The organism is Streptomyces sp. NPDC004284 (assembly GCF_042874035.1).
Lineage (GTDB): Bacteria > Actinomycetota > Actinomycetes > Streptomycetales > Streptomycetaceae > Streptomyces.
This window is the reverse complement of the sequence record NZ_JBIAMJ010000009.1, coordinates 1-16,271: the sequence shown is the minus strand read 5'-3', so window position 1 is coordinate 16,271 and position 16,271 is coordinate 1. Positions and strand designations below refer to the sequence as shown.

Below are 16,271 nucleotides of genomic sequence, written 5' to 3'. Positions count from 1 at the left end.
GAGGCTACGCCCGCGCCTGCCGTGCCTTTGCCGACGAGGTGTGGGCAAGGGCCCCGCCCCGCGCCGGTGGGGGCAATCGTCCCGCTGGGCGGAACGATTGCCCCCACCGGCGAACCGCTACGTCGTCCGACGCCTCCGCGCCCCCGGCCGTCGCTCGCTCGGCCTGGTCACCGGGTCCCCCGCCTCCAGCGCGGACTCCCGGCGCCGCAGACCGAAGTCGGCCAGCGCCTCGGCGAGCTTGTGGACGGAGGGCTCGGGCGAGAGCACGTCGACGCGGAGCCCGTGCTCCTCCGCGGTCTTCGCGGTGGCGGGCCCGATGCAGGCGATGACGGTGACGTTGTGCGGCTTGCCGGCGATGCCGACCAGGTTCCGCACGGTCGAGGACGACGTGAACAGAACGGCGTCGAAGCCGCCGCCCTTGATCGCCTCGCGCGTGTCCGCCGGCGGCGGCGAGGCGCGTACGGTCCGGTAGGCGGTGACGTCGTCGACCTCCCAGCCGAGCTCGATGAGCCCGGCGACGAGGGTCTCGGTCGCGATGTCGGCGCGCGGCAGGAAGACGCGGTCGATCGGGTCGAAGACCGGGTCGTACGGCGGCCAGTCCTCCAGCAGCCCCGCCGCGGACTGCTCGCCCGACGGCACGAGGTCCGGCTTGACGCCGAAGTCCACCAGAGCGGCGGCGGTCTGCTCGCCCACCGCCGCGACCTTGATCCCGGCGAAGGCGCGGGCGTCGAGCCCGTACTCCTCGAACTTCTCGCGCACGGCCTTGACGGCGTTGACCGAGGTGAAGGCGATCCACTCGTAGCGGCCGGTGACGAGGCCCTTGACCGCCCGCTCCATCTGCTGCGGGGTGCGCGGCGGCTCGACGGCGATGGTCGGGACCTCGTGCGGCACGGCGCCGTACGAGCGCAGCTGGTCGGAGAGCGACGCGGCCTGTTCCTTGGTGCGCGGCACGAGGACCCGCCACCCGAAGAGGGGCTTGGACTCGAACCACGACAGCTGGTCCCGCTGCGCCGGGGCGCTGCGCTCGCCGACCACGGCTATGACCGGCCGGTGGCCCTCGGGCGAGGGGAGGACCTTGCCCTGCTTGAAGACCTGGGCGATCGTCCCGAGGGTCGCGTTCCAGGTGCGCTGGCGGGTGGTCGTGCCGGCGATGGTCACGGTGAGGGGGGTGTCCGGCTTACGGCCAGCCGCCACCAGTTCACCGGCCGCCGCCGCGACCGCGTCCAGGGACGTGGAGACGACCACGGTCCCGTCGGAGGCGCCGACCTCGGCCCAGCACCGCTCGTCGGCGGTGCGGGCGTCGACGAAGCGCACGTCGGTGCCGTGCGCGTCGCGCAGCGGTACGCCGGCGTACGCGGGCACGCCGACGGCGGTGGCGACGCCGGGGACGACCTCGAAGGGGATGCCCTCGGCGGCGCAGGCGAGCATCTCGGCTCCGGCGTTCCCGTCGAGGCCGGGGTCGCCGGTCACCGCACGGACGACCCGCCTGCCGCCGCGCGCGGCCTCCATGACAAGATTGGCCGCATCCCTCAACACGGGGACACCGGCGGTTGTTGACGCCTCGTCAACAACCGTCAGTTCAGGCGTGCTCACCCCCGCGCGCGCGTGGCAGCGAACGACGTCGAGGACCTCCGGCTCGGCGATCAGGACGTCCGCTCCCGACAGGGCTTCGACGGCCCTGAGGGTCAGCAGTCCGGGGTCGCCGGGGCCTGCGCCGAGGAAGGTGACGTGCCCGTGGCCGGTGAAGGCCGGGGACACAGGGCTTGTGGTCGGGCGGGTGGGGTTCAAAGTGCTCGCTCCCCCATAAGACCAGCCGCACCCTTGGCGAGCATCTCGTCCGCGAGTTCGCGTCCGAGCGCCATCGCCTCGTCGTGCGAGGTGGGTACGGGACCGGTGGTGGACAGCTGCACCAGCGTGGAACCGTCGGTGGTGCCGACGACGCCGCGCAGGCGCATTTCGGTGACAACCTGCCCGTGACCGGGGTCGTCGGCCAGCAGGTCGGCCAGCGCACCCACGGGTGCGGAGCAGCCGGCCTCCAGGGCGGCGAGCAGGGATCGCTCGGCGGTCACGGCGGCCCGCGTGTGCGGGTCGTCGAGCTGCGCGAGCGCGGCGACGAGTTCGGTGTTCGACGCCAGGCATTCGACGGCCAGGGCCCCCTGGCCGGGGGCGGGCAGGACGGTGTCGACGGCCAGCGGCTCGGCGGACAGGCCGCCGAGGAGCTCGTCGGTTCCGCCGATGCGGTTGAGTCCGGCCGCGGCCAGGACGACGGCGTCCAGCTCGCCCTTGCGGACGTAGCCGACGCGGGTGTCGACGTTGCCGCGGATGGGGACGCAGGTGATGTCGAGGCCGTGGTTGCGTGCGTACGCGTGGAGCTGGGCCATGCGTCGCGGGGAGCCGGTGCCGACGCGCGCGCCCTGGGGCAGCGTGTCCAGCGTGAGGCCCTCGCCCGTGATCAGTACGTCGCGCGGGTCCTCGCGCGGCGGGATCGCGGCCAGCACCAGGTCGGGGTGCCGGGTGGTCGGCAGGTCCTTCAGGGAGTGCACGGCGAAGTCGACCTCGCCGGCGAGCAGCGCGTCGCGCAGGGCGGCGACGAAGACGCCGGTGCCGCCGATCTGCGCGAGGTGCTCCCGGGAGGTGTCCCCGTACGTCGTGATCTCCACGAGCTCGACGGGCCGGCCGGTCAGCTGCCGGACCGCGTCGGCCACGTGCCCGGACTGGGCCATGGCGAGCTTGCTGCGCCTGGTCCCGAGCCTCAGTGCCCTCTCGGTCATACTCGCCCTCGGTTCTTGACGTCGGCGTCATTCAGGTCGGCCCGGCTGACGGAAGCCACCGTCTCCGGGTCGAGGTCGAAGAGTGTCCGCAGCGCGTCCGCGTACCCGGCGCCGCCGGGCTCGCTGGCCAGCTGCTTGACCCGCACGGTCGGCGCGTGCAGGAGCTTGTCGACCACGCGGCGCACGGTCTGGGTGATCTCGGCGCGCTGCTTGTCGTCGAGGTCGGGGAGGCGGCCCTCGAGGCGGGCGACCTCGCCCGCGACCACTTCGGCGGCCATGGTGCGCAGGGCGACGACGGTCGGGGTGATGTGGGCGGCGCGCTGGGCGGCGCCGAAGGCGGCGACCTCGTCGGAGACGATGCCCCGGACCCGGTCGACGTCGGCGGCCATGGGCGCGTCGGCGGAGGCCTCGGCGAGCGATTCGATGTCGACGAGCCGGACACCGGGGATGCGGTGGGCGGCGGCGTCGATGTCGCGGGGCATGGCGAGGTCGAGGAGGAAGAGCGGGTTCCTGCGGCCGCGTGCGGCGTCCTCGACGGCCTCGCCGGTGAGGACGAGTCCGGTGGCGCCGGTGCAGGAGACGACGACGTCGGCACGTGTCAGTTCGTCGCCGACGGCAACCATCTCGGCCGCGCGTGCGACGACTCCCGTGCCGCCGGGCTCGCCCAGGATCTGCGCGAGCCGCTCGGCGCGGGCCAGGGTGCGGTTGGCGATGACGATCTCGGAGACGCCGGAGCGCGCGAGGGTGGCGGCGGCGAGCGAGGACATCGAGCCGGCGCCGATGACGAGGGCCTTCTTGCCCTTGGCCCAGGTCTCGACGTCGGTGTCCTGCGCGAGCTGCTCCAGGCCGAAGGTGACGAGCGACTGCCCGGCCCGGTCGATCCCGGTCTCGCTGTGGGCGCGCTTGCCGACCCTCAGGGCCTGCTGGAACAGGTCGTTGAGGAGGCGTCCCGCGGTGTGGAGGTCCTGGCCGAGGGCGAGGGTGTCCTTGATCTGGCCGAGGATCTGGCCCTCGCCGACGACCATGGAGTCGAGTCCGCAGGCCACCGAGAAGAGGTGGTGGACGGCCCGGTCCTCGTAGTGCACATAGAGATAAGGAGTGAGCTCGTCCAGGCCGACGCCGCTGTGCTGGGCGAGGAGCGTGGACAGCTCGGCGACCCCGGCGTGGAACTTGTCCACGTCGGCGTAGAGCTCGATGCGGTTGCAGGTGGCGAGGACGGTGGCCTCGGCGGCCGGTTCGGCGGCGAGGGTGTCCTGGAGGAGCTTGGCCTGGGTGTCCGCCGGCAGCGAGGCCCGCTCCAGGATGGAGACCGGGGCGCTGCGGTGGCTCAGTCCGACGACGAGGAGGCTCATGCCGGCATCACCGCGGGGACGTCCCCGTCGGGTCCCTTGCGACCGGTGGTGTCCGTGATGCCACGGGGGGCCGGCGGCACGACGGCCGCGGCGGGCTCGGGCTCGTGGCCCGTGCCGTGTCCCTCGTCGGTGCTCGTCTCCTCGCCGGCCTTGCGCTGCTCGTGGAAGGCGAGGATCTGGAGCTCGATGGAGAGGTCCACCTTGCGCACGTCCACGCCGTCGGGCACGGAGAGCACGGTCGGGGCGAAGTTCAGGATGGAGGTGACTCCGGCGGCCACGAGCCGGTCGCAGACCTGCTGGGCGACGCCGGCCGGGGTCGCGATGACGCCGATGGAGACGCCGTCCTCGCTGACGATCTTCTCCAGGTCGTCGCTGTGCTGGACGGGGATCCCGGCGACCGGCTTGCCGGTCATGGCGGGGTCGGCGTCGATGAGCGCGGCGACGCGGAAGCCCCGGGAGGCGAAGCCGCCGTAGCCGGCGAGGGCCGCGCCGAGGTTTCCGATGCCGACGATGACGACGGGCCAGTCCTGGGTGAGCCCCAGCTCACGGGAGATCTGGTAGACGAGGTACTCGACGTCGTAGCCGACACCGCGGGTGCCGTACGAGCCGAGGTAGCTGAAGTCCTTGCGCAGCTTCGCGGAGTTGACCCCCGCCGCGGCCGCGAGCTCCTCGGAGGAGACCGTGGGTACGGAGCGCTCCGAGAGCGCGGTGAGTGCGCGCAGATACAGCGGAAGCCGGGCGACGGTGGCCTCGGGAATTCCTCGGCTACGGGTCGCCGGTCGGTGAGTTCGGCCAGTTGCCACGGTGCTCCTGCGGGATGAGCGGGGCTGCAGGCGGCCATACGTCACACGACCGCCCCGTCGAATGCAGGCTATGTCTTTGTGAACGCGTGCACAAAGATGGTGTCCGTTTTGTCTGCCCAAAGTGACCGGGGTCACGCGGCCGGTTCGTATCGTCCCGGAACCGCGGAGCGTGTCAGCGCGTTGAGAACCCGAAGGGGGCAAAGCCGCACACTCTCCTCACGAAACCGCCCCCGAAGCCCAACAAAACGTCCATGATGGTAGCCGTCTTTCGGTCACGCACCCAGTTCGCGCCGGAGCCGGCCGGCGTCCACGCGCCAGAAGGTGTGCTGCTCGCCGTCGACGAGGACGACGGGGATCTGCTCCCAGTACGCCCGGTGGAGCTCCTCGTCCCGGGTGATGTCCTTCTCCTCCCAGGATGCCCCGGTCTCCGCGCACACGGCCTCGATCACCGCGCGGGCGTCGTCGCAGAGGTGACATCCCGGCTTGCCGATCAGCGTGACGGTCCGCGAGGCGGCGTCCTTCTTCTTCACACGTCCGAACATGGCGTCCATTCTGGCGCCGGGTAACAGTGGAGTACCCCACTGTTCACACGACGGCATCCTCACAAGTCGGGAAGTACCGAACAGACTGGCTATGCTCAACGGCATGGCCGCTCTGGGATGGCTCACCCCCCGTAGGCGCTCCGCCACCGCGCGCAGCGTCCTGGCAGGCGAGGCCGCCGCCGAGGCGGCGCGCAAGTCCTCGCTCCAGCTGGAACAGGAGCGCGAGGAGGCCGCCGCCGAGGAAGTCGCGCCCGCGGAACCGGAATTCCCGGTGCCCGGCGACGCGAAGGCCGCCGCCTTCTTCGATCTCGACAACACCGTGATGCAGGGCGCCGCGATCTTCCACTTCGGTCGCGGCCTGTACAAGCGGAAGTTCTTCCAGCGCCGTGAACTCGCGCGCTTCGCCTGGCAGCAGGCCTGGTTCCGGCTCGCCGGCGTCGAGGACCCCGAGCACATGCAGGACGCCCGCGACAGCGCCCTGTCCATCGTCAAGGGCCACCGCGTCTCCGAACTGATGTCGATCGGCGAGGAGATCTACGACGAGTACATGGCCGACCGCATCTGGCCGGGGACCCGCGGCCTCGCCCAGGCCCACCTGGACGCCGGCCAGAAGGTCTGGCTGGTCACGGCCGCCCCGGTCGAGACGGCCACGATCATCGCCCGCCGGCTCGGCCTGACCGGTGCGCTCGGCACGGTCGCCGAGTCGATCGACGGGATCTACACGGGCAAGCTGGTCGGCGAGCCCCTGCACGGGCCGGCCAAGGCCGAGGCGGTACGGGCCCTCGCCGCCGCCGAGGGCCTCGACCTGGGGCGCTGCGCCGCGTACAGCGACTCGCACAACGACATCCCGATGCTGTCGCTGGTGGGGCACCCGTACGCGATCAACCCGGACGCCAAGCTCCGCAAGCACGCGAAGGACCGGGACTGGCGGCTGCGCGACTACCGGACCGGCCGCAAGGCCGCCAAGGTCGGCATCCCCGCCGCCGCGGGTCTGGGGGCGCTGGCCGGCGGCACCGCCGCGGCGGTCGCCCTGCACCGCCGCCGCCGCTGACACCGCCCCGACACCGCCGGCGGCACCGGCGTTCCCGGGAGGATCCTGCCGATACGTTTCGGCTGCGATCATCTGCGACAACCCCGGACCAGGCGCACTCACCCGTCCGTGGTCGAACAGCCCCGCACAGGTCGACTCCCGGGCATTCCGCACTCCTTACCCCGCAGCGGCCCGGATCACTCACCCGTCCCGCACTTGAGCACAACGCATCGCCCGCGCAATCACACTCGGAAGCAAACCGATCAACAACCGGCCCCAAACCGCGCCTTGATGCGACTACAAGCAGTAACAGATACGACGGAACCGGCGATTTGAGCAACTGGGTGTAGTGCCGCCTGTACGAAGCGTTATTCTCCTCAGACGCACAAAGGACCCCTCACGTCGCCACGACGGGTGAACGGTCCCGCACTGCACGTGATGGAAGCTCTGCCTCTGGGAGTCCCGTGTACCCACACGTCGGGGTTGACACCTCGGGCCTGGCTACGCTGCGCGCAACGGTCCTCGACCACTTGCGCGGCTTCGTCCCCACCGCGTACGCCGGCCCTGTCCCCGCCTTCGCCTTCGCCGCACCGGCACCCGTCGGCCCTTGCTACGCCCTGGCCGAGGGCGGCGCCGCCGTGAGCAGACGCGGCGCCCGCTCCGGCTCCGGAACCTCGACCACCACCCGCCGCCCCACCGCGGACAGCGACAGCGCCCGCATGATGGACCTCGTCGAGCGCGCCCAGGCGGGCGAGGCCGAGGCCTTCGGCCGCCTGTACGACCAGTACAGCGACACGGTCTACCGCTACATCTACTACCGGGTCGGCGGGAAGGCGACGGCGGAGGACCTCACCAGCGAGACCTTCCTGCGCGCCCTGCGCCGGATCTCCACCTTCACCTGGCAGGGCCGCGACTTCGGCGCCTGGCTCGTCACCATCGCGCGGAACCTGGTCGCCGACCACTTCAAGTCCAGCCGCTTCCGCCTGGAAGTCACCACGGGCGAGATGCTCGACGCCAACGAGGTCGAGCGCAGCCCGGAGGACTCCGTCCTGGAGTCGCTCTCCAACGCCGCACTCCTCGACGCGGTCCGCCGCCTCAACCCCCAGCAGCAGGAGTGCGTGACCCTGCGCTTCCTCCAGGGCCTCTCGGTCGCCGAGACCGCCCGGGTCATGGGCAAGAACGAGGGCGCGATCAAGACCCTCCAGTACCGGGCCGTCCGCACCCTGGCCCGCCTCCTCCCGGACGACGCCCGCTGACCGCTCCGCGCCCCCCACACGCACCCCCCTGTCCCGGGCCGCGCCCCCACGCCCCCGGTTCCCCCACACCCCCTACCCCAGCCCAACTCACAGTCGGTGACGACTCGATGACGCACTGGTCCGATCATCTTTCGCGCGTAACCCAAGTGCCGCGCCGCTCGTTGTGCGGGATGCAGGCTCCCTGTGGTCACGCCATGTCCACAGCCACTCACTCTTTCGTGTGGATGTGCTCAAGGCGTGCAACCTTCCGGACACCCCGGGGAGTCGACCGTCATGACGAGAGGAGGTGCCGCCAGTGATCGCGAACGTATCGGCACACCGGCGGGCGAACGCCTTCGCCCAGGCCCTGGAGGACCGGGCGTCCGAGGACGCGGCGGCCGAACAGCCCGAGGCCCCGGCGGAACCGGCCGAACCCGCCGAGCAGGGGCGGCTGTTGGCCTTGGCGAACGGCCTCGGCGAGCTACCGAAGCCACAGCTCGACCCCGAGGTCAAGGTGGTGCAGCGAGCCCAGCTCGTCGCCGCCATGGAAGCGATGCTCATGGAGGGGAGCGCTGCCGGGGGCCCTACGGTGCCGGAGCAGCGGACGTCCGTGGGCAAGGGAGCCCACCGGGCGTCCCCGCTCCGGAAACTGCGCCCCCGCTCCCGCTGGACCAAGGGCCTGGCCGCCGGCGGCCTCACGGTCGGTGTGGCGGCGGGCGCCTTCGGCGGAGTGGCCGCTGCCAGCTCCGACGCCCTCCCCGGTGACTCGCTCTACGGGCTCAAGCGGGGCATGGAGGACATCAAGCTGGGCATGGCGGACGACGACGCGGACCGCGGCGGCATCTACCTCGACCAGGCCTCCACCCGCCTCAGCGAGGCCCGCCGCCTCATGGAGCGCGGCCGCGCCGGGGACCTCGACCACGAGTCCCTCGCCGAGATCCGCCGCGTCCTGGGCGGGATGAAGCACGACGCCGCCGAGGGCCACCGGCTGCTCCACGAGGCGTACGAGCGGGACGGCGAGCTCGGGGCCATGGCCCGGCTCAACTCCTTCGCCCAGGCCCACCGGGACACCTGGAACGGCCTCCGCGACCGGCTCCCCGTCCAGCTCGCGGACGTCGGCAGCGAGGTCACGGACGTCTTCGACGCCATAGACGAAGAGGTCGAGCCGCTCCAGTCGGTGCTCCCCCGCACCCCCGAGAGGGGCGTGGTCGGCTCCGAGGGTCCGCGCAGCAGGCCCGGCGCCCCACAGGGCACCCAGGGCGCGGACACCCAGAGTCCGCCGACCGGCCCGCAGTCCTCCCCCTCGGGCAGCCACTCCGCCCCGCCGCGCCCGTCCGGGCCCAGCACCGGAGCGAGCCCGAGCGCGACCGGCGGCACCGGCTCGCCCGAGGAGGACGGCCTCCTCGGCGGCACCGGCGGCCTGCTCAAGCCCTCCCCGACGGGCACACCGACGGCCCCCGCCGAGGGCCAGTCGCCCCCGGACATGCCGGACGTGACCCTTCCGCCACTCCTGCCGGGCCTCCTTCCAGGCCTCGGCATCGACAGCGAGGACGCTCGCTAGCAAGAAGAAGGGGCGCCCCCACGGACGGGGGGCGCCCCTTCTTCACGCCATGACGCAAAAGCACAGGGCCCAGAAGAACACGACTCAGAAGAACACCGACCGCCTCTGCACCAACAACTTGTACAGCGTGTGCTGGATCTGCTCCCGGACCTGGTCCGTCAGGTTGAACATCAGCATCGGGTCCTCCGCCGCCTCCGGCGCGTACGAGTCCGTCGGGATCGGCTCGCCGAACTGGATCGTCCACTTCGTCGGCAGCGGCAGCGCGCCGAGCGGCCCCAGCCAGGGGAAGGTCGGGGTGAGCGGGAAGTACGGGAAACCGAGCACCCGCGCCAGCGTCTTGGCGTTCCCGAGCATCGGGTATATCTCCTCCGCGCCCACGATCGAGCAGGGCACGATCGGCACCCCGGCCCGCAGCGCCGTCGAGACGAAGCCGCCCCGCCCGAACCGCTGGAGCTTGTACCGCTCCCCGAAGGGCTTCCCGATGCCCTTGAAGCCCTCCGGCATCACCCCGACGATCTCGCCGGCGCGCAGCAGCCGCTCCGCGTCCTCCGCGCAGGCCAGCGTGTGCCCCGCCTTGCGGGCCAGCTCGTTGACGACGGGCAGGACGAAGACGAGGTCGGCGGCGAGCAGCCGCAGGTGCCGCCCGGCCGGATGGTTGTCGTGGACGGCGACCTGCATCATCAGCCCGTCCAGCGGCACGGTCCCGGAGTGGTTGGCGACGATCAGGGCCCCGCCCTCGGCCGGGATGTTCTCGATGCCCTTCACCTCCACCCGGAAGTACTTCTCGTACAGCGGGCGCAGCAGGGACATCAGGACCTGGTCGGTGAGCTCCTCGTCGTAGCCGAACTCGTCGACCTCGTACTCGCCGGTGATCCGCCGCCGCAGGAACGCGAGCCCGCCCGCGAGCCGCCGCTCCCAGCCGCTGCCGCCGGCCGGTGTCCCGGGCTCCTCCGCCTGCTCGGGCTCCTGGGCCGCCGGGCCGGGCTCCGGCGTCTCCTTGGGCCCCGGCAGGGCCCGTACGGCCGCCGCCTCGCCGTCGGCCCTGGCGGGCCTTCGGCGGGCCCGTGAGCGGTCGTCGTCGAACGGAATGACCTTGGCGTCCGCCATCGCAGTCGGGTCTCCTCAGGCGCCGTGGTGAAGGGTGGAAGCGTCAGTGGGGGCGAGGTGCCCGGCGAGCCGGTCCACCGCCCCGGCGAGCAGCTCGGGCGGCAGCAGCCCCGGCCCCCGGCCCCGCGCGAAGTCCGCGAGCGCCTCCGCCGTCGAGTAGCGCGGCGAGAAGCCGAACACCTCGCGCGTCTGGACGGTCGAGACGACCCGGCCGTGCGTGAGCAGCCGGATCTGCTCGGGCGCGAAGTCGGTGATCCCGACCGTGCGCAGCGCGGTGCCCACCCAGGTGACGGCGGGCAGCAGCACCGGGACCGTCGGGCGCCCGAGGCGCCGCGCGCACTGGGAGAGCAGCAGCACCCCGTCCCCGGCCACGTTGAACGTGCCGCTGTTCTGGGTCGCCCTGCGGGGCTCGTGGGCCGCCAGGCGCAGGACGTCGATGACGTCGTCCTCGTGGACGAACTGCAGCCGCGGGTCGTAGCCGAGGACGGTCGGCAGCACGGGCAGCGCCAGGTACTCGGCGAGCGGGGAGTCGATCCGGGGCCCGAGGATGTTCGCGAACCGCAGGACGCACACCGCCACGTCCGGCCGGCGCCGGGCGAAGCCCCGGACGTATCCCTCGACCTCGACGGCGTCCTTCGCGAAGCCGCCGCTCGGCAGGGACTTCGCGGGCGTCGTCTCGGTGAAGACGGCCGGGTCCCGGGGCGCGGAGCCGTAGACGCTCGTACTGGACTTGATCACCAGGCGTGCGATCCGCGGCGACTTCTGGCAGGCGCCGAGGAGCTGCATGGTGCCGATGACGTTGGTCTCCTTGACCGACGTCCGTCCGCCGCCGCCGAGGGCCGTACCGGTGACGTCCAGGTGGACGACCGTGTCGACGTCGTGTTCGGCGAGGACCTTGGCGATCTCGGGCCGGCGGATGTCCGCCCGTACGAACTCGGCGGCGCCGAGCTGGTGCGCGGGGGCGACCGCGTCCACGGCGATCACCCGCTCCACTTCCGGGTCCCGCTGGATCCGCCGCACGAAGCGACCGCCCAGATGCCGGGCGGCACCGGTGACGAGCACGACCTTGCCCACAGCAGCGCCTTCCGTCCGTCACTCCCGTTGGTCGACACCGTAGCGCCTCGACATTTCCACGGGATAAAAGCGTGGCCCTCCACCGCGAACGGTGGAGGGCCACGCTGACGCACAAACGCTGCGAAGCAGCGGTCGCCTTACTTCTTGTTGCGACGCTGAACGCGCGTGCGCTTGAGCAGCTTGCGGTGCTTCTTCTTCGCCATCCGCTTGCGCCGCTTCTTGATAACAGAGCCCACGACTACCCTCGCTCACTTCTCGGAACATCCCCGCCTCCCGGCGGGGATCGGTGCGGGGCGTCTGGGCCCACACGACCTACGTCGGCCTAGCCTACCGGCATGAGCGCCGACGTTGTAATCCGAGGGCCGCACGGAGCTCTCCCTGTGTTCAGCCCGCGCGCTCGCTACGCGGTCCCCACCCCCACGAAGGACTCCCGCAGGTACTCGTGAACCGCCTGCTCCGGCACCCGGAAGGACCTGCCCACCCGGATCGCCGGCAGATGACCGCTGTGCACCAAGCGGTACACGGTCATCTTCGACACGCGCATCACCGAGGCGACTTCCGCCACGGTCAGAAACTTGACCTCGTTGAGAGGTCGATCTCCAGCAGCCATGACCCACCACCTGTACCTTCCGCCGCGACGCCCACCGGCTTCCCCTCCGGTGACTCTTCGTCGCCGAGCGCTCACTCTCCAGACTAGGGGCGGGTGGTACGAGTGGGGAAGAGGAGCTGCCATCGGCCGTTTACCGTGACAGACACGCTCGATTGAGTACATAGCGCGTCAGCGGGAGGTACGAGGCGGAGCGGACGCCGTCGTCGAGCGGAACGGCCACCGACACCTGCCCCTCGGCCTCTCCGACGAACAGCGCGGGATCGTCCGTATCGGCGAGACCGATGGCCTCGATACCCAGCTGACCTGCCCCGCAGACCCATCCGTGGTCCCCCACCACGAGCTCCGGCAGCGGCCCGCCGCCCTCGGCCGCGCTCTCCAGGACGGCCCTGACCGGCAGCGGCGAATGGGAGTGCGCCCCTGGTACGCGCCCCTCTCCGGGCGGGCCGGGTTCCCGTACCAGCGCGACCCCCCGTACGTAGTCGAGGAGGTACGTGCGTAGACCGAACCGGGTCGTTATGTCGACACATCGCCCCTGCGCCGGGGTGAGAACAAGACATCCCGCCGCCGACAAGGCGTCTGCGAGAGCGACGTAGAAACCGAGCAGACGGTGCGGATGCCCCGTCCCGAGGAGCACCGGAACCCGCCGCGCCGCCGCCGCGCCGAGCCGCGCCGCGAAGGCGTCGAGGCCCCGCACCGTACGCTCCGGATCGATGACGTCCGGCCCCGACCGGTGCGCCGGATCCCCCGACACCCCGCACTTGTCGGCCATCAGCCGCAGCAGACCGGCCTCGTCCCACCCCCACGCCGGGTCGAGACCGAGCAGCACCCGCGGATCACGCGCGGCGAACAGCCGGTAGCTCCGCAGGTTTTCCTCCCGCGAGGTCGCCACCGTGCCCGCCAACCCCGCCGCCAACAGATGCGCCCGCAGCGCCCCGGAAGTCAACACCCGTCCGATGCTGCCGGAACACCACCGCCCCGGGATCCAAACCTCCCGGACACCCCACCGTCGGCGTAACACCCGGGAGAACGTTCCCTCTCCCTCAGGCCAGCAGCCCCCGCAGCGGGAAGGCCGCCTTCCGCGTCGCGAGCACCGCCTGGTCGAGCCGGTCCGCCGGGTCGTACCCCTCGTCCCAGCCCCGGAAGCCCACCGGCCACCGCCCGTCCGTCATCCGCGCCGGCCCCGGCTGCCGGGTCCGCGCGTACGCCTCGTCCCGCCAGGACGCCGGGATCACCGACTCCGGGTCCACCGGGGCGTGCGCCGCGATCCCCACCAGATGCGTCCACGACCGCGGCACGACGTCCACCACCGCGTACCCGCCACCGCCGAGCGCCAGCCAGCGCCCGTCCGCGTGCGCGTGCGCCAGCTCGTGACAGGCCTCCTGCACCGCCCGCTGCGCGTCCAGCGACACCGCCAGGTGCGCCAGCGGATCCTCGAAGTGCGTGTCCGCCCCGTGCTGCGTCACCAGGACCTGCGGCCGGAAGTCCGCGATCAGCTCCGGTACGACCGCGTGGAAGGCCCGCAGCCACCCCGCGTCCCCCGTCCCCGCCGGCAGCGCCACGTTCACGGCCCCGCCCTCACCGGCCCCCGCCGCGCCGGTCTCCTCCGGCCAGCCCGTCTGCGGGAACAGCGTCCGCGGATGCTCGTGCAGCGACACCGTCAGAACCCGCGGGTCCTCCCAGAACGCCGCCTGCACCCCGTCCCCGTGGTGCACGTCCACATCCACGTACGCGACCCGCTCCGCCCCCAGTTCGAGCAGCCGGGCGATGGCGAGCGAGGCGTCGTTGTAGATGCAGAAGCCGGAGGCCGCCCCCGGCATGGCGTGGTGCAGCCCGCCGGCGAAGTTCACCGCGTGCGCGGCCTCCCCGCGCCAGATCGCCTCCGCCGCGCCCACCGACTGCCCGGCGATCAGCGCCGACACCTCGTGCATCCCGGCGAACGCCGGATCGTCGGCCGTGCCGAGCCCGTACGACTGGTCGGCCCGGCGCGGGTCCGCCGAGGCCGCCCGCACCGCCGCCACATAGTCCTCGCGGTGCACGAGCCGCAGCGTCGAGTCCCCCGCCGGCTTCGCGGCCACCACGTCCACCGCCCGGTCGAGCCCGTAGGCCCGGACCAGCGACATCGTCAGCGCGAGCCGTACCGGATCCATCGGGTGCTCGGACCCGAAGTCGTACCGCGTGACAGCTTCATCCCACATCAACAGTGCGCGGCTGCTCATGCCCGCCACCGTATCGGGCCTTTCGCGTGCCGAACGACGTGGCGTACACCACCGTCACCAGGACCAGCACCATCGGCACCAGCATGGCCCCCCGGTAGCTCCACGCGTCCCCGAGCGCCCCCACCAGCGGCGACCCCACGAGGAATCCCACGTAGTTGAAGACGTTGAGCCGCGCGACCGCCGCGTCGCTCGCCCCCGGGAACAACCGCCCCGCCGCGGCGAAGGTCTGCGGCACGAGCACGCTCAGCCCGAGCCCCAGCACCGTGAACCCGGCGATCCCCGCCCAGGCCCCCGGAGCCACCGCGACCGCCGCGAACCCGAGCCCCGCGACCACCGCCCCCGCACGCACGACCACGGCGGCCCCGAAGCGCCGCACCCCGAAGTCCCCGACGGCCCGCCCGAGCAGCGTCGTCATCATGTACGCGTTGTACGGCACGGTCGCCAGCTCCTCCGAGCTGCCGAGCACGTCCTGGAGGTACTTGGCACTCCAGTTGGAGACCGTCGAGTCCCCGATGTACGCGAAGGTCATCACGAGGCAGAGCGGCAGCAGCACCTTGAAGACGACACCGCTCCCCTGCCCCTGCCCCGCCCCAGCGGCCCCGGGGTCCCCACCGGCCACGTACCACCGGCTGCCGACCAGCACGACGGGCAGCGCCACCGCCACCATCGGCAGGTACGACGTGAACAGCGACAGGTGCCAGTGCGCCCCCACCCAGGCCAGCGAGGCCCCCGCGATCCCGCCGAGGCTGTACGAGGCGTGGAAACCGAGCATGATGCTCCGCCCGTACGCCTGCTGGAGGCTCACCCCCAGCATGTTCATGGAGGCGTCCAGGGCGCCCACGATCAGCCCGAAGAGCCCCAGCGCGATCGCGGCCTGCCAGAGCCCGGACCCCAGCCCCACGGCGAGGAGGGCCAGCAGCAGGAAGGGCTGCGCCCAGCGCAGCACCACCGCCGGCCCGACCCTGGCGACGACCTTCTCGGTCACCACACTCGCCACACCCGCCAGGATCGGGACCGCCGCCAGGAAGGCCGGCAGCAGCCCGTCCGAAATTCCGTACTGGTCCTGGATGGCCGGTATTCGAGTCACGAGCAGGGCGAAAGTGACCCCCTGCACGAAGAAACCGACCGCCAGGGATCCCCGCCCACGCCGCAAACGCGCATCCGTCATGGCGGCACAGCGTACGGCCGGAAACTACCGCTGGGTAGATGGATCACATCCCCAAAATCGCGGGAAGCTCGTCCATCTGCCCGAAGAAGCCCTTCGCCCCGGCGAGCTTCGCCTCCGGCGTCATCGCGGTGAACCCGTACACGTCCATCCCGGCGGCCAGGGCGGCCTGCACCCCGGGCCCGCTGTCCTCGATCACCAGGCACCGCTCGGGAGCGACTCCCATCCGCTCGGCGGCGTGCAGGAACAGGTCCGGCCACGGCTTGCCCCGGCCGACGTCCTCGGCGCTGAAGACGGTCTCGTCCCCGAAGTGGACGTCGAGCCCGGTCTTCCGGTGCCCCACCCGGATCCGCTCATGACTCCCCGAGGAGGCCACACAGTACGGAACCCCGGCCGCGGCCAGCCCCTTGAGCACCTCCCCGGCCCCCGGAACGGCCTCCAACTCCGCCTCGAACCCGGCGAACACGCGCGCGTGGAAGACGTCGTCGAAGTCCTCGGGCAGCTTCTTCCCGCTCCGCTCCTCCACCATCTCGTGGATGCGGTGCATCGCGGACCCCATGTAGTCCCGCACCGACTCCTCGTACGTGGTGGGGTGCCCGAGCTCCGTCAGATAGCCGGCCAACAGCGTGTTGGAGATCGGCTCGCTGTCCACGAGCACACCGTCGTTGTCGAAGATGATCAAGTCATATCGCATGGCTCCAGCCTAAAAGTCCGGAACGCAAAAATGCCTCAACCCCCGGACAAAGTCCGGGGGTTGAGGCTAAAAATTGTTCGGCGGCGTCCTACTCTCCCACAGGGTCCCCCC

16 protein-coding genes are annotated in these 16,271 nt (G+C 71.9%); 3 read left to right on the top strand and 13 right to left on the bottom strand.

Annotated elements, in window-relative coordinates; all coding sequences use genetic code 11:
* Positions 1–117 precede the first annotated feature (117 nt).
* The 5 genes from ACFYUS_RS23365 to ACFYUS_RS23345 form a co-directional block, all read right to left on the bottom strand.
* Complete coding sequence (locus ACFYUS_RS23365) at positions 118–1,788, bottom strand: uroporphyrinogen-III synthase (protein ID WP_388855244.1); 1,671 nt, start codon at positions 1,786–1,788, stop codon at positions 118–120.
* Positions 1,785–2,771 carry a hydroxymethylbilane synthase gene (hemC, locus tag ACFYUS_RS23360; RefSeq protein WP_388855241.1) on the bottom strand — a complete coding sequence of 329 codons (987 nt, stop codon included), beginning with the start codon at positions 2,769–2,771 and terminating at the stop codon, positions 1,785–1,787. Before hemC ends, ACFYUS_RS23365 begins: the two co-directional genes overlap by 4 nt.
* Complete coding sequence (locus ACFYUS_RS23355) at positions 2,768–4,123, bottom strand: glutamyl-tRNA reductase (RefSeq protein ID WP_388855238.1); 1,356 nt, start codon at positions 4,121–4,123, stop codon at positions 2,768–2,770. The genes hemC and ACFYUS_RS23355 overlap by 4 nt, the downstream gene beginning before the upstream one ends.
* Positions 4,120–4,926: a redox-sensing transcriptional repressor Rex gene (locus tag ACFYUS_RS23350; RefSeq protein ID WP_388855235.1), complete on the bottom strand. Its 807-nt coding sequence runs from the start codon at positions 4,924–4,926 to the stop codon at positions 4,120–4,122. Before ACFYUS_RS23350 ends, ACFYUS_RS23355 begins: the two co-directional genes overlap by 4 nt.
* A 272-nt stretch (positions 4,927–5,198) precedes the next feature.
* Complete coding sequence (locus ACFYUS_RS23345) at positions 5,199–5,477, bottom strand: glutaredoxin family protein (protein WP_388855232.1); 279 nt, start codon at positions 5,475–5,477, stop codon at positions 5,199–5,201.
* 94 nt (positions 5,478–5,571) lie between these two features.
* On the opposite strand from ACFYUS_RS23345, the gene ACFYUS_RS23340 reads away from it, so the two are divergent.
* From ACFYUS_RS23340 to ACFYUS_RS23330, 3 genes are all read left to right on the top strand, one after another.
* Entirely contained in the window at positions 5,572–6,519 is a 948-nt protein-coding gene (locus tag ACFYUS_RS23340; RefSeq protein WP_388855229.1) for an HAD family hydrolase, read from the top strand.
* 443 nt (positions 6,520–6,962) lie between these two features.
* Entirely contained in the window at positions 6,963–7,754 is a 792-nt protein-coding gene (locus ACFYUS_RS23335) for an ECF subfamily RNA polymerase sigma factor, BldN family (protein ID WP_388855226.1), read from the top strand.
* 295 nt (positions 7,755–8,049) lie between these two features.
* Complete coding sequence (locus ACFYUS_RS23330; RefSeq protein ID WP_388855223.1) at positions 8,050–9,294, top strand: DUF5667 domain-containing protein; 1,245 nt, start codon at positions 8,050–8,052, stop codon at positions 9,292–9,294.
* A gap of 84 nt (positions 9,295–9,378) precedes the next feature.
* Here the strand turns inward: ACFYUS_RS23330 and ACFYUS_RS23325 are convergent, their stop codons facing one another.
* The 8 genes from ACFYUS_RS23325 to ACFYUS_RS23290 form a co-directional block, all read right to left on the bottom strand.
* A complete protein-coding gene (locus ACFYUS_RS23325) occupies positions 9,379–10,401 on the bottom strand; it encodes a lysophospholipid acyltransferase family protein (RefSeq protein WP_388855220.1) in 1,023 nt (340 codons plus the stop codon).
* Between the two features lie 15 nt (positions 10,402–10,416).
* A complete protein-coding gene (locus ACFYUS_RS23320; RefSeq protein ID WP_388855218.1) occupies positions 10,417–11,475 on the bottom strand; it encodes an NAD-dependent epimerase/dehydratase family protein in 1,059 nt (352 codons plus the stop codon).
* A 137-nt stretch (positions 11,476–11,612) separates the two neighbouring features.
* Positions 11,613–11,711 carry a 30S ribosomal protein bS22 gene (locus ACFYUS_RS23315; protein WP_003948845.1) on the bottom strand — a complete coding sequence of 33 codons (99 nt, stop codon included), beginning with the start codon at positions 11,709–11,711 and terminating at the stop codon, positions 11,613–11,615.
* 164 nt (positions 11,712–11,875) lie between these two features.
* Entirely contained in the window at positions 11,876–12,085 is a 210-nt protein-coding gene (locus ACFYUS_RS23310) for a helix-turn-helix domain-containing protein (protein WP_030223786.1), read from the bottom strand.
* Positions 12,086–12,215: 130 nt separating this feature from the next.
* Positions 12,216–13,031, bottom strand: coding sequence for a phosphatase (locus tag ACFYUS_RS23305; RefSeq protein WP_388855215.1), 816 nt, complete (start codon positions 13,029–13,031; stop codon positions 12,216–12,218).
* A gap of 94 nt (positions 13,032–13,125) precedes the next feature.
* A complete protein-coding gene (locus ACFYUS_RS23300; RefSeq protein WP_388855212.1) occupies positions 13,126–14,301 on the bottom strand; it encodes an acetoin utilization protein AcuC in 1,176 nt (391 codons plus the stop codon).
* Positions 14,270–15,469, bottom strand: coding sequence for an MFS transporter (locus tag ACFYUS_RS23295; RefSeq protein ID WP_388855209.1), 1,200 nt, complete (start codon positions 15,467–15,469; stop codon positions 14,270–14,272). The genes ACFYUS_RS23300 and ACFYUS_RS23295 overlap by 32 nt, the downstream gene beginning before the upstream one ends.
* Positions 15,470–15,512: 43 nt before the next feature.
* Positions 15,513–16,160, bottom strand: coding sequence for an HAD family hydrolase (locus ACFYUS_RS23290; protein ID WP_388855206.1), 648 nt, complete (start codon positions 16,158–16,160; stop codon positions 15,513–15,515).
* Positions 16,161–16,271: the final 111 nt, after the last annotated feature.